This window comes from Thermoactinomyces sp. DSM 45891 (genome assembly GCF_900119485.1).
GTDB lineage: Bacteria > Bacillota > Bacilli > Thermoactinomycetales > Thermoactinomycetaceae > Baia.
Map to the genome: position 1 here is coordinate 23,685 of NZ_FPJZ01000003.1, position 15,091 is coordinate 38,775.

Consider the following 15,091-nt stretch of genomic DNA (forward strand, 5'->3'; position numbering starts at 1 on the left):
TCCTGAAAGCATTATGCCTCTGATGATGCAGAAAGTCTAACTCCTATTGTCCGATAACCACAGCTTCCCGTTTTTTTGTAATAACTGGCGGATTCATCGGTTCCGCTGACATATGAATCGACTCCAATGTGGTAAGAAGGGCTTCCACTGTATCCAAGGATGTGAGACAAGCTATCCCGTGTTCAACCGCTTCTCGGCGGATGCGGAACCCGTCACGAGCAGGAGTCTTGCCTCTGGTCCAAGTGTTGACGACTAGATCGGCTTCCCCTTTGCGAATAAGATCGATGATGTTAGGAGAGCCTTCTGTTAGTTTGCAGACACGTCTTACTGGAAGTCCTGCTTCTTCGAGTGTATCTGCGGTTCCAGCTGTTGATACAATCTGGAAGCCTAGCTGATGGAAACGACGCATGAGCGGGATCGCTTCATTTTTCTCTTTGTCTCCGATGGTGGCTACAATGGTTCCAAAGCGAGGCATATGGATACCAGCGGCAACGAGACCTTTATACACAGCGCGAGCATAATCACGATCTCGGCCCATCACTTCGCCAGTTGATTTCATCTCTGGGCCTAGTGTAATATCTACCCTGCGCAATTTAGCGAAGGAGAAGACGGGCACTTTTACAGCTACCTCTGGAGCCTCAGGCCATAAACCATCTTCATACCCCTGGTCTTGTAGTGTTTGTCCAAGCATGATGCGGGTCGCTACTTGCGCCATTGGGATTCCGGTTACTTTACTCAAGAAAGGCACGGTACGAGAAGCACGAGGGTTTACTTCTAGCACATACATCTCTTTTTTATAGAGGACAAACTGGATATTGATTAGGCCTCTTGTTTGAAGGGACTTCGCAATATTCGTGGTGATCTCCACCAATTTCTGCTTCTGGCTTTCGGTGATAAATTGGGGTGGGTAGACAGCAATCGAGTCTCCTGAGTGAACACCCGCTCGTTCGATATGCTCCATAATTCCAGGAATGAGCACCGTTTCACCATCACATATTGCATCCACTTCCAGCTCTTTCCCTAGTAAATAACGGTCGATGAGAACCGGATGTTCAGGATTTACTTTCACCGCTTGCACCATGTATTGCCTCAGTTCAGCTTCACCATAGACGATTTCCATCGCCCGGCCTCCTAGTACATAGGAAGGGCGAACTAGTACGGGATAGCCCAGTTTCGTTGCTGTCTCCACAGCCGCTTCTATTGAGGTAACAGCCGCTCCAGGTGGTTGTGCGATTCCAGTTTCACTTAGAAGTTTTTCGAATTTTTTCCGATCCTCTGCTCGATCGATCTCTTCCAAGGATGTACCTAAAATCGGAATCCCTTCTTCCCGTAGGTCTCGAGCTAAGTTAAGTGCCGTTTGTCCACCAAATTGTACAATCACGCCAACTGGATTCTCTTTTTCGATGATGTGGAGAACATCTTCTCTATGCAGTGGCTCAAAGTAAAGTCGATCTGAAGTATTAAAGTCGGTCGAAACCGTTTCGGGATTGTTATTAATAATGACAGCTTCCAGACCCGCCTCACGAATCGCCCAGATAGCGTGTACAGTAGCATAGTCAAATTCTACCCCTTGACCGATGCGAATAGGACCCGATCCGAGTACGAGCACTGTCTTTTTATTGCTCTTCTTTCCTTCATCTTCTTGTTCGTAAGTTGAGTAGTAATAAGGAGTTGCGGCTTCAAACTCAGCGGCACATGTATCTACTATTTTATATACAGGCTTGATTTGTAGTTCTTTTCGTAGATCTCGCACTTGACGTTCTGTTTCTTTTCGCAGACGGGCAATCGTAGAATCCGTGAAGCCCATTCGTTTAGCTTCTAGCATGAGCTCATGCGATAACGATTCCTCCTTTGCAACCTTTTCTTCAAAGCTTATAATACGCCTGATTTTATAAAGGAAGAATCGATCAATCTTCGTAATCTCATAGGCAGTTTCTAACGATAATCCCCTGCGGAACCATTCTCCTAGTAAATAAAGTCGCTCATCATCTGCTTCAGCAAGTCGCTTCTCTAGCTCTTCTTGGGTTAATTGCTTCGCTTCGGCAAGTTCGATGTGATCTAACCCGATCTCCAAAGAACGGACTGCTTTTAGCAGAGATTCCTCTAGTGTACGGCCGATCGCCATTACTTCCCCTGTTGCCTTCATTTGAGTTCCAAGGCGACGATTGGCAGAGATAAATTTATCAAACGGCCAGCGCGGAATCTTACTAACCACATAATCAAGCGCAGGTTCAAAGCAAGCATATGTTTGACCTGTTACAGGGTTTTTTAGTTCATCTAGTGTGTAGCCCAGCGCTATTTTTGCCGCAATCCGAGCGATCGGATAGCCAGTTGCTTTAGAAGCAAGAGCACTGGAGCGACTTACCCGCGGATTTACTTCGATCACATAGTATTGGAAGCTATGTGGATCGAGGGCGTACTGCACATTACATCCCCCCTTAATATCAAGGGCACGGATGATCTTGAGTGCAGAGCTACGAAGCATATGATATTCCCGATCTGATAACGTTTGACTCGGAGCAAATACAATACTGTCCCCTGTATGAACTCCTACTGGATCAAAGTTTTCCATATTACAAACAACGATACAGTTATCCTTTGCGTCGCGCATCACTTCGTACTCAATCTCTTTCATTCCCGCGATACTCTGTTCGATGAGGCATTGGGTAATGGGACTATATCGCAAGCCATTATCTACAATCTCTCGGAGTTCCGGTTCATCATTGGCAATTCCGCCACCTGTACCTCCTAACGTGTAAGCAGGACGTACGATAACCGGATAGCCATTGCTCGTAGCGAAGGATACGGCTTCTTCAACCGTGTTCACAATCACACTGGAAGGAACCGGTTCATTAATCTCGTACATCAAAGTACGGAACTCATCCCGATCCTCTGCACAGGTAATCGCTCGTAAATCAGTACCCAGTAGCTTCACACCTTCTCGTTCAAGCACACCCTGTCGCGCTAATTCCACTGCTAGGTTTAGCCCAGTCTGTCCGCCTAATGTGGGGAGCAATCCATCTGGACGCTCCCTGCGAATAATTTGTGTAACAAACTCGGGAGTAAGAGGTTCAATGTAAACCCGATCTGCCATGTTGGTATCGGTCATAATTGTTGCTGGGTTGGAGTTGATCAGGACTACTTCCACTCCCTCTTCCTTTAACGCTTGACAGGCTTGTGTTCCTGCATAATCAAACTCTGCTGCTTGGCCAATCACGATAGGACCAGAACCAATCACGAGGATTTTCTTTAGTGTAAGATCTTTAGGCACGAACCTTCTCCCCTTCCTTCTCGTAGGCATCTTTTCCGTGTTCCATCATTTCCATAAAGCGGTCGAATAGATAGCCAGAATCAAGTGGTCCTGGAGCCGATTCTGGGTGATATTGCACACTAAATGCCGGGAAATCGAGATGTTCTACACCCTCTATCGTCCCATCATTGAGTGCCACATGACTGATACGTAATCTCGTGTGACCAATCGATTCAGCCGTTACCGTGTAGCCGTGATTTTGTGCTGTCATCACCGTACGCCCAGAAGATAATTCTTTGACCGGGTGATTCCCTCCACGATGTCCAAACTTCAGCTTCTCTGTATTTGCCCCGCAAGCTAACGAAAGGAGTTGATGACCGAGACAAATCCCAAAAACGGGCACTTTTCCGAGTAATGACTGCACGGTTTCGACTGCCTCTGGAACATCTTTGGGATCTCCAGGTCCATTCGTTAACATAACCCCATCTGGCCGATAGCGAAGGACTTCTTCGGCTGTTGTATGATATGGCACCGAAATCACTTCACAATTTCGTTCTGATAACTCTCGCTGGATATTGTGCTTACTACCAAAATCCATCAGCACCACACGTTTTCCGGTATTAGGACTGATATGAACGCTACGAGTGCTTACATTTTTCACTTGATCTGTGATCAAAGGAGTATTGCGCAATACTTCTTGTAGTTCATCTTCCGAGGCCGTACCAGTGGTCAAAATCCCTCTCATCGTTCCATGCAAACGAATTTTTCGGGTAAGCATACGTGTATCAATCCCCGAGATGCCCACGATTTTGTGCAACTTTAACCATTCGTCGATCGAGTCTTCTTGTCGCCAATTACTCATGTATTCAGCGTGCTCTCTGACAATCAAGCCAAATGCGTAAGGGCGAATGGATTCATCATCATCACGTGTAAATCCATAGTTTCCGATGAGCGGATAGGTGAGTGTGACCATCTGTCCATAGTAAGAGGGATCGGTTAAGATCTCCTGATATCCGGTCATGCTCGTATTAAACACGACTTCACCAACAGAAGTTCCTTCTGCACCAAACGATTTACCTACTAAACAAGTTCCATCCTCTAACAACAACCGTGCCTGCTTCATATTGACTCCTCCTTCTACCTCTCGTTTTCTTGATAGGTAATCGTTCCATTTAGTAAGGTAAGTACGGGCCATCCCTGACATTTCCAACCTGCAAATGGAGTATTCTTTCCTTTCGAGTAGAAGTTCGCAGGATCGATCTCTTTTTCACTCTCCAGATCGATCACAGTGATGTCGGCTCGTTCTCCTACTGCTAATTCGCCGTATGGGAGCCCAAAGATTTCTGCTGGTTTCCTCGTCATTTTCTCTACCAGCTCAGACAAGAGTAGGTCACCCGTACGAACAAGATGTGTATACATCAGTGGAAATGCAGTTTCAAGTCCAACAATGCCAAATGGTGCCTTTTCCATTCCCATCGCTTTTTCTTCCAATGTATGAGGCGCATGATCCGTAGCGATGATCTCGATTGTGCCGTCTTTCAATCCGGCAATAAGCGCGGCGCGATCTTCAGCTGAACGAAGTGGTGGGTTCATCTTATACAGCGAATCCAGTCCTGGGATCTCTCTATCTGTCAGAAGTAAATGGTGTGGAGTTACTTCAGCTGTCACCTTTTGCCCACGCGATTTTGCTTCTCTCACAAGGCGAACCGATTGTTCCGTACTAATGTGGCAAACATGATAGTGAACCCCCACATCCTCGGCTAACAAAATGTCTCGACCAACATGAATCGCTTCTGCTTCATTGGGGATCCCTGGCAGTCCATGCTTTTTAGCAAACTCTCCATCATGGACACAACCATTTTTCGCAAGTGTATCATCCTCACAGTGTGCCACAATCGATAGGCCGAGTTCATGTGCTTTGCGCATCGCTTCCTTCATCATATGACTACTCTGTACCCCAACACCATCATCCGAAAGTGCTACGATTCCTGCTTTCTTTAGTGCTTCAAAGTCCGTTAGTTCTTGTCCTAATTCTCGGACCGTAATCGCTCCAAGTGGTAAGACACGAGCTTTTCCTACAAGCTTAGCTTCTTGAATAATCTTCTCTACTGTTTCGGGTGTATCAATAACAGGCCTTGTATTTGGCATACATGCAATCGTCGTAAAACCACCGCGTGCGGCTGCTAAGCTCCCCGTCTCAATCGTTTCTTTCTTTTCAAATCCAGGTTCTCGAAGATGAACATGCATATCAATCAATCCTGGAATGACTAGCTTACCCGCGAGTGGGATCACTTGCATTTCATCCTCCATCTGAATCTCGGAAGCCATTTGTACCACTTTTCTTCCTTCAATCAAAATATCTTGTTTGATTAAGGTGTTATCCTTGCTTAGTATTTGTCCATCTTGTAATAATAGTCGCATTTTAGAGCCCTCCTCTTCCTACATAAGCCCGTTCTAACACGGCCATCCGTGTCCAAACGCCATTACCCATCTGCGTAAAAATCTTAGAACGCGGATGTTCTACTACTTCACCTGCAATCTCTACCCCGCGATTTATCGGTGCCGGATGCATAAGAATGGCATGGGACTTCATCTGAGCAAATCGTTCTTGCGTCATACCATATCTTTGTAGGTAAGCCTCTGAACCCTCAAATACATTTTGTTCATGACGCTCTAATTGAACCCTGAGCAACATCACCACATCTGAACTTCGAATCGCTTCCTCAAACTCTACATAACGAACCTGTTTCTCAATCTCTGCATCCCTCATCATAGAAGGACCACTCACCACTACTTCGACTCCAAACTTCTGTAACGACCAGATGTTGGAGCGAACCACACGACTATGTTTTAGATCTCCAATAATAGCAACACGCAATCCTTTTAGCTCATCGCCAAACTGCTGCTGTATAGTATATAAGTCTAATAAAGCTTGCGTTGGATGCGCCCAAGAGCCAGCACCTGCATTAATGAATGTACAACCTGTATCTTGCTTTACTAACTCCGTAATCACTTTTTCATCTCGATGGCGAATAACAACCGTCTCCACTCCAATCGAAGAGAGTAGCTTCACTGTGTCATACATGGACTCACCCTTGGTCGTACTGGAGACCTCTTCACTAAAATGAAGTACATTTAGACCTAGACGTTTTTCTGCAACCTCGAAGGAGAAGCGGGTGCGAGTACTTGGTTCAAAAAAGAGATTTGCCACAAAGCGTTGTTGAAACATGTTCGTGCTCTCTTCATGATGCTCTTCAAAAAAACGAGCGCGACGCAGTAAACTTTGCATCTCTTCTTTACTGAGAAATTCGGTATCTAATAGATGATGCTGATATGATTTCATCGTGATAAAAGTCCCTCCTTCGCTCGAATGATCGTATAAAAAAACTCTTTACCAAATTGGCAAAGAGTTAGGTGTATACACAAAGAATAGCCTACTTAGCGTGGTTCACTTGGCCCGCTTATACGTCCCCATGAACCGATTCCGTGTATCCTTTCCCTTTGCCAGCCTCTCTGGACTATCTTAAAAGGGTGCTTTATTTATTTTCTGGTAGTTTTCACGAAGCGTTACTGAATCTGTCAAACCATCCACTTCACTCACGACTACTGAGATAATCTCATTACGAGAAGTGGGAACATTTTTTCCGATGAAATCTGGACGAATCGGCAATTCTCTATGCCCGCGATCAATTAAGACTGCTAGTTGGATCAACTGTGGTCGTCCTATGTCGATTAGTGCATCCATCGCCGCGCGAATCGTCCTACCTGTAAATAATACATCATCTACAAGGATTACTCTTTTTCCGATGATGTCAGGAATCGCTGTCTCGCGAACATGAGGATGCTCACTTTTCTCAGAGAGATCATCACGGTACAAAGTAATATCCAACTCACCAATCGATAACTCCTTGCCTTCGATTTGCTTGATTCTCTCAGCAAGGCGTTCGGCAAGTGTTACACCGCGTGTTTTAATCCCGACTAGTACCATGTCTTCTACGCCTTTATTTCGTTCTAAAATTTCATAAGCGATTCGGGTCAAGGCCCGACGGATTGCCGCCTCGTCTAAGATGACTTTTTCCACATTTATCCTCCTTTCGGGCAAAAAAAATGCTTCTTGTCCCAGCTAGACAAGAAGCACAAGTGGGCAAACGCCACCTATTTATATCCGTGCCCTTGCCAGCCTCTCTGGACTGGATTTAAAGGTTCTGATCTTCCTTACTCATTATGACGAAGTTTGAGTGGCCTGTCAAACGAATTTTAGAGAGTATGTTTTCACAAAATTAACTTTCACCATATGCTCGATGATCTTCTCTAAATACGTTTCATCTAGAGTCGGATAAACGAAGTGAATCTGCTGCAAGTAATGACGAGTTAGAGAGGAATCAACTTGAACCCAAGTGTTTGGATCCGTATTTGAATGTTGCCCGTACGCTACTAATCCAGCAAGAGCTTCGCTTCTCTCGCTCTTCAAAATCTCTCTAACCAATTCCTCAGCCTCATCAGCGCTCGGAATCTGGACATCAATCCCGAGGTGATGGAATGCATTACATAATTTTTCGCAAGGTACTTGGCGATGATGAAAGATGTGGAACACCCGATTGGCTGCTTCCTTTGTGCGAGCAATATTTACGATCGCCCGGGCACAGAGATCAACTGGTGTAAATTCAATCGATTCACCTACCATTTGTGGAATAATCATTTTCATATCCATAAAGGACTTCAGCGTGAGGTAAAACATATTTTCATTGATATTCTCTTGAAACACACCATCGGTCATTCTACCTGTTAGGTTACCAACCCGGTAAATAGAAGCGCTCAGTCCTTTTTCCATCGCATCAAAAATCACTTTCTCCGCTTCAAATTTACTTCGCACATAGACATTATCTCGGTAGTCTTGTCCGATGTAAAAATCGCTTTCTGTGAATATAGGTGGTTTCTTGGACCCTTCTACAATCAAACCCGAAACACTAACTGTTGAAACTTGATGGAATGAAATATCATGCTCTAGACAGAACGACACTGCATGTTCTACACTTTGTACATTTGTCCGTCTAAACTCCTCATACTCTCCAAAATGCTTTACCAATGCCGCTGTATTGACAACCGTATCCACTCTTTGGCATAGGTTTTCGTATTCATTAGAACGGAGTCCAAATTTTTCTCTGGTCAGATCTCCTTTCAGAATACGAACTCGATCTAACATTCCTCGCTGTTCTTCGCTTAGCAGATCTGGGAAATAAAAACGAATCTTATCTCGAAATCGTTTCTCTGCTTCTTGGCCATCCACTCCTCGCACCACACAGTAAATGGTAGCAGAGGTCGTCACTAACAGCTCATGAAGGATATGCGCCCCTAAGAATCCCGTTGCACCAAGTAATAAGATGTTTCGCATCACACGCTTATCGCCACTTAATTCGATTTCAGATAAAGATACCCGTCGGTCGGTGGTTATTTCAGATAAACATGGTTCGGTTTCTGATGGGACTTCTAAATCCCCTGCCACTTTACGAGCCATTTCCTCAATCGTTTTCAGCACATAGAAATCCTTGATACTTAGGTCCCAGCCATATTCATAAACTCCACCTAAAACCTTGATCATCGAAAGCGAATGTCCACCTAGATCAAAGAAGTTATCCTTGACCCCTACTCGTTCTATTCCTAGTACCGTTTGCCAGATGGTAGCTAGTTTTTCCTCAATTTCATTAGAAGGGGCGATATAATTCACGCTACCATCCATCGATAAATCAGGTACAGGAAGAGCTCGGTAATCAATCTTCCCGTTGGCAGTAGTAGGCAGTTGATCCATTTTGACAAAGTAAGGGGGAACCATATAATCAGGAATCATCGTCTTCAGGAAATCACGAAGCTCATATATCAAATGCTCTTCTTCCAGCACGACATATCCACAAAGGTACGATACATCCTTGTCATTTCTCGCTATGACCGTTGCATCCTTTACTGCAGGATGAGCAAGTAAACCATTCGTAATCTCACCCAATTCGATTCGATACCCTCGAATTTTTACTTGGTCATCGATCCGTTCCATAAATTCAATCGTTCCATCATTCAACCATCTAGCACGATCCCCAGTACGATACATCTTCGTTCCAGGAATAAAGGGGTTATCCAAGAACTTCTCTTCTGTCAGATCGGGTCTTTTCCAATAACCTCGTGCAATTCCTTCTCCACCAATGTAAATCTCACCCGGCACTCCAATTGGCTGAAGCACTTGATCTTCATTTAGAATATAAATCTGCTTATTCACAATCGGCTTCCCAATAGATGGTTTCATCTCTCCCGGTTTACATACTCCAACCGATGCATCGACTGTCGTCTCAGAAGGGCCGTAAGCATTTAAGAACGTCCGATTTTCTCCCCAAGTTTGAACCACATCGCTTGTAAGGACTTCACCACCTGTACTAATCGTATGAAGGAGAGGTAGTTCTACATAAGGTAATTGCTTTAAGAAGGATACTGGAACAAAATGAATAATGGTTATCTCTTTTCTCTTCAACCAATCAACTAATCCTAAACCAGAAAGCATAGTCTCCCTACTTGGGATAAAGAGGCTGGCACCCGTCAACAAGGTATAAAATACATCTCCTACTGAGGAGTCAAAGCTAATAGAAGCCAACTGCAATACTCGCTCCCCGGCTTTAATTCCGTAGGTTCTGGCGTTCAATACTAGATTATGTACCGCCTGATGTTCGATCATAATTCCTTTGGGCTTACCCGTTGAACCCGATGTATAAATGATATACGCTAGGTCATTTGCCTGATTAATCGGCTCAAGAGTCCGTGACTCCCCATTATAAATCGTTGCTTCATCAATGAATAAAATCTCCCCACCATATGTGGTTGGCGTTTTGATCCCTTGCTGAACCAACAATAGTTCCACATCACAATCATCTAACATATACTCAATTCGGTCTTCTGGATAACTAGGGTCAATCGGAAGATAAGCTCCACCTGCTTTTAAAATCCCAAACACCCCTACAATCATCTCTAAAGAACGATCTACCATCAGCCCCACAATTTTTTCACGATCCACACCGCGGGCACGAAGTTCGTATGCTAATTGATCGGCACGCCTGCTCAACTCCTGAAAGGTTAGCTCCTCATCTTCATAGACGACTGCAACCCGATCCGGATATTGATTCACCTTTTCTTCAAATATCTCAATAATCGTTTTCTCTTTGTAATAAGGTACCATCGTATCGTTAAAGCTTTGTAGAATCGCTTCTTCCTGCTCTGGAAGCATATGCAACTTCCCGATTTTACTCGTTGGATCTTGACATACCTGACTCACAAGCTCCACCAAATGACTCGCCATTCGCTCAATCGTTTCTCGTTTAAATAGATTCACATCGTACTCAAAACGGAAGCAGAGCCTTTCTCCTTCTTCTACGGCATCCAAGGTAAGATCGAATTTGGCTATATGGTACTCTTGCTCGTAAGGGAAAAGTCTACTATCATCTAGCGCGATCTCCGGGATATCGATATCTTGCATCGAAAACATCGTATCAAAGAGCGGATTTCGGCTAAGATCCCTTGGCACATTTAACTTTTCAACCAATTCTTCAAACGGATAATCCTGATGCTTGTACGCCTTTAGTGCATTTTCTTTTACTTCTCCCATGAACTGAGCGAATGTTTTTTCACTGCTAGGATAGTTTCGGATCGCCAGTGTATTCACAAACATTCCAATCATATTCTCTACATCAGCATGAGGCCTTCCCGCAATCGGCGAGCCCACAATGATGTCTTCCTGCGCACTATACTTGTGAAGTAATGTAGTATAGATAGCTAGCAGCGTCATATACAACGTCGAATCTTGCTTGCGAGCTAACTGCTTCAACTTATCTGTCGCTTCTTCACTTAACTGAATCTCCACCACGGAACCTTCAAAACCACGGACCAGCGGTCTCGAATAGTCGGTTGGTAGATTTAGCACAGGGAGTTCCCCCGCCAACGCCTCAAGCCAATACTTCTCTTGTTTCGATGACCAGTCGGTTTGTTGTAACCCCTGTTGCCACATCGCATAATCTTTATACTGAATCCGATGCTCAGGCAACTCTTCTCCTTTATACAGTTCCATCAGCTCGTTAAAGAGTATGCTCATCGAAATACCATCTGAAATAATATGATTCATATCTAATAAAAAGAGTGCTTCATCTGCCGATAACGTGATCCATGAAGCTCTTAGCAACGGAGCCTGACTTAAATCAAATGGACGCAAGAATTCTTCTACTATCTGCTTAGTTTCTGACTCTGCTGACTCGATCCTTATCATAGAGAAGGGTACTTGTGATGCAATTATTTGGTGCGGTTTTCCTTCTATCATTTCAAACGAAGTCCGTAGTGATTCGTGTCGCTTGATCAACTGATGTAGCGCCTCTTCCAAACGTCCTACATCCAGACTTCCTTTTACACGCATCATCATCGGCATATTATAGCTAACGGAGTCGGGGTCCATCTGCTGAACGAGATACATCCGTCTCTGGGCCGAAGAAACTGGGTAATACTCCCTACATTCAACTGCTGGGATCGAAGTGTACATAGATGGCGCCGTCACTTGAATCTGTTTTGCCATATCTTTCAGCATAGGAGTTCCAAATACTTCTTGTAATGGGAAGGCCACTCCAAGTACTTTTTGAATCTGAGACACTAATCGCATTGCTTTTAGTGAGTGTCCGCCTAAATGAAAGAAGTTATCCTCCATTCCTACCTGCACCACCCCCAAGACCTCTTGCCAAATGTCGGCTAGTCTCGCCTCTGTTTCATTGGTTGGTGCCACATAGATATGGGACTGGCTCGTTTGATCTGGTTCTGGCAATGACCGTACATCAATCTTGCCATTTACAGTCAATGGAATTTCCTCCATCGCAACAAAAGCAGACGGAATCATATAGCCCGGTAAGCTTTGCGATAAATAAAGTTTGAGATCCTCCCAATTTTGATTTCCTACTATGTACGCACAAAGGTAGGGTTGCTTGTTTGAGTCATTTCGAGTGATTACAACCGCCTCTTTTACAGCTGGATGCGATAAAAGTTGAGAGGCAATTTCACCTAATTCAATTCGATAACCGCGAATTTTAACTTGGTTATCGGTGCGACCTAAATATTCGATTTCTCCATTCGGAAGCCATCTCACAAGATCCCCCGTCCGATACATTCTCTCCCCTGGTACAAACGGATGATCAATAAACGTCTTCGCTGTCAGCTCTGGATTATTTAGATACCCTCTCGCCAATCCATCCCCAGCGATGCACAGTTCTCCTGCTACTCCAATTGGTTGAAGCTGCTGACGGGAATCAAGCACATAAACACTTACATTATCAATCGGTTTCCCAATCGGTATATTTACCATCTGTTCATTTACGGTGTAAGCTGTCGTAACAACTGTATTTTCAGTTGGACCATAGCTGTTTATCACTTTATAATCCTGCGGTATATGCTTAGTCAGCTTATCGCCACCGGTAAGAAGAATACGTAAAGACTGATTCTTCCATTCCATAAAATGCTCACAAAATTGTGTAGGTAAAAAACTAATCGTGATTTGATTTTGCTCGAAATATTGATTTAATTGATTTAGATCAAGGCGCATTTCATCTGGAAGCATATAAATTGCTGCTCCAGAGATGAGATAAGGAAAAATTTCCCATACAGAAGCATCAAAACCAAAACTAGCGAATTTAGCCGTCCGATCTACCTCGGTCACATCATACTCTCTAACATGCCAACACGATAGATTGACCAGAGAACGATGTTCGACCAACACACCCTTCGGTTTCCCAGTAGAGCCTGATGTATAGATCACATAAGCTACATTCTCAGATGTCACTCCACTCACAGGTGCAATCGTACTCTCGATCGAAATAATCCCTTGATCTCGATCCAAGCAGACTATATCTAGTCCTTCCGGCACCCATCTCAATAACTCTTCCTTTGTAACCAGGACTTGAACGTCTGCATCCTCCGCCATATATAAAAGTCTACTTTCGGGATACGAAGGATCTAGCGGGACATACGCTCCTCCTGCTTTTAAAATCCCTAAGACACCCACAATCATCTCCAGAGATGGCTCCATACACAAACCGACTAGCGATTCTGCTCCAATTCCCTTCTTCTGCAAATAATGAGCCAATTGATTCGCTTTTTTATCTAATTCGCGATATGTAAGCTGTTGTTTTTTATATACAACTGCTATATTCTCTGGCGTGTACTTTACCTGCTTTTCGAACAGTTCATGAATCGTACTTTCTCGCGGATACTCTCTTTGGGTACTGTTCCAATCCTCCAATAGCTGCCTTTGTTCTGACTCAGGAACAAAACACGCTTCCGAAATAAGACCATCTGGATGATCCAAGAAAGAGCGAACCAATCGGTCAAAATAAGTAGTGAACCTCTTTACTGTATGTTCATCCAGTACGTCATGACTATATTCAAAGTGGCAACAAATGCGCTCTTCCTCTTCTTCAGCGTGAAGAGAAAGGATAAACTTTGGATTTTGTTTTTCTATTTTGATAGGTTCAAACGGTAGACCATGCACATCAAATAAATTAGTAGCATTTCCCAGAGCAATCGCTCCATTTTGTTTCCACGCTTTTTGTAATACAAAGACAGTCTGAAAAATAGGATGATGACTATTATCTTGGGTTGATACACATTCCTCTACCATCTTAGAAAAAGGAAAGTCTTGGTGTTCTAGAGACTGATCCATTTCATCACGCACACGATGCAGTAGATCACGGAATGAATCTCCTGCGGAAAACCGAACTTGAATCGGTAGCATATTGACAAAATAACCAGCTGTCATCCGAAAGTCCTTCTTTTTTCGACCGAATCGTGGAGTCCCGATCACGATATGTTCTTGACCAGTTAATCTATATAGCAAGGCGGAGTAAAGAGAAAACATGACGGTATTGACGGTGGTATGAACCTTTTGACAAAAATCACGTAACTGCTGTGTGGTGTCTTCCTGTAACGCAAATGAAAATTCACTGCCTTGTTCAGGTGGCGTAGAATGAGCGTGTGGATTCGTTGGTAAGCTTAATACAGGGAGCTCATTTGAGAGTTTCATTTTCCAAAAGCGAGTCGCTGCTTCTCTCTGTTCACCTAGAACAACATTCTTTTGCCAAGTAACAAAATCGGAATATTGGGTTATTACAGGATCTAGATGTAACTCAGATCCTTCACAAAAATGTTTATAGAATAAACCAACTTCATCTAGCATAAGAGAAAGGGTCCAACCATCTATAATCATATGATGACAAACAAAGAGCAGAATATACTTCTCATCTGAAATACGAAGCACACGAACTCTACAAGCTATACCTTCTTCTAGAACAAATCGCCTACGAGCCTCTGACGAAAAATAATTTCGCAGAAGTACATCATCTGCCCCTTCCATATCCAAACACTCGAAATCGACAATGGGCTCACGATAAACCTTTTGTACAGGTTCCTCATCTAAAACAAAAACAGATCGAAAAACCTCATGCCTCTTCATAAACTCAATAAAAGAACGGCGTAAGTTTTCGACATCCAATTTTGCATGTATATACCAAGCAACCGATTCGTTGTATGTAGAATGATCAGAGTTTACCTGATAATGAATAAAGATTAGCTTTTGACCTTCTGATAAAGGATATTCCTTTATAAAATCTTTATGAGACATCAACCATTCCCCCTTAATTTTATCAGATAACTGTAGATTTAATACTATAAAATGTTTATAACATTAGGGAATTTAATCCCCTTATCTACATTACCTATTGCAGAGTAACCACCGCTCCACTCCCTTTAATACAAAGAAGCGTCAGTCACTTGATTTTATCC

The 15,091-nt window shown here is 43.6% G+C and carries 6 protein-coding genes; all 6 read right to left on the reverse strand.

Features of this window, described 5'->3' with window-relative positions; all coding sequences use genetic code 11:
- Nucleotides 1-43: 43 nt before the first annotated feature.
- Nucleotides 44-3,271 carry a carbamoyl-phosphate synthase large subunit gene (gene carB / locus BT147_RS04860; protein ID WP_072331616.1) on the reverse strand — a complete coding sequence of 1,076 codons (3,228 nt, stop codon included), beginning with the start codon at nucleotides 3,269-3,271 and terminating at the stop codon, nucleotides 44-46.
- On the reverse strand, nucleotides 3,264-4,373 hold the full coding sequence (gene carA / locus BT147_RS04865) for a glutamine-hydrolyzing carbamoyl-phosphate synthase small subunit (RefSeq protein WP_072331618.1): 1,110 nt from the start codon (nucleotides 4,371-4,373) through the stop codon (nucleotides 3,264-3,266). The genes carB and carA overlap by 8 nt, the downstream gene beginning before the upstream one ends.
- A gap of 14 nt (nucleotides 4,374-4,387) precedes the next feature.
- Entirely contained in the window at nucleotides 4,388-5,671 is a 1,284-nt protein-coding gene (pyrC, locus tag BT147_RS04870; protein ID WP_072331620.1) for a dihydroorotase, read from the reverse strand.
- A gap of 1 nt (nucleotide 5,672) precedes the next feature.
- Nucleotides 5,673-6,593 carry an aspartate carbamoyltransferase catalytic subunit gene (locus BT147_RS04875; RefSeq protein WP_072331623.1) on the reverse strand — a complete coding sequence of 307 codons (921 nt, stop codon included), beginning with the start codon at nucleotides 6,591-6,593 and terminating at the stop codon, nucleotides 5,673-5,675.
- Nucleotides 6,594-6,773: 180 nt separating this feature from the next.
- Complete coding sequence (pyrR, locus tag BT147_RS04880) at nucleotides 6,774-7,331, reverse strand: bifunctional pyr operon transcriptional regulator/uracil phosphoribosyltransferase PyrR (protein ID WP_218159109.1); 558 nt, start codon at nucleotides 7,329-7,331, stop codon at nucleotides 6,774-6,776.
- A gap of 165 nt (nucleotides 7,332-7,496) precedes the next feature.
- The gene (locus tag BT147_RS04885; RefSeq protein WP_083426382.1) at nucleotides 7,497-14,930 is read right to left on the reverse strand and encodes a non-ribosomal peptide synthetase; all 7,434 of its coding nucleotides are present in this window, start codon (nucleotides 14,928-14,930) and stop codon (nucleotides 7,497-7,499) included.
- Nucleotides 14,931-15,091: the final 161 nt, after the last annotated feature.

Bases quoted from the DNA above. Each gene is read 5' to 3' on its own strand.
- pyrC (WP_072331620.1), bottom strand. From the start codon at position 5,671: ATGCGACTATTATTACAAGATGGACAAATACTAAGCAAGGATAACACC.
- BT147_RS04875 (WP_072331623.1), bottom strand. From the start codon at position 6,593: ATGAAATCATATCAGCATCATCTATTAGATACCGAATTTCTCAGTAAA.
- BT147_RS04885 (WP_083426382.1), bottom strand. From the start codon at position 14,930: ATGTCTCATAAAGATTTTATAAAGGAATATCCTTTATCAGAAGGTCAA.
- carA (WP_072331618.1), bottom strand. From the start codon at position 4,373: ATGAAGCAGGCACGGTTGTTGTTAGAGGATGGAACTTGTTTAGTAGGT.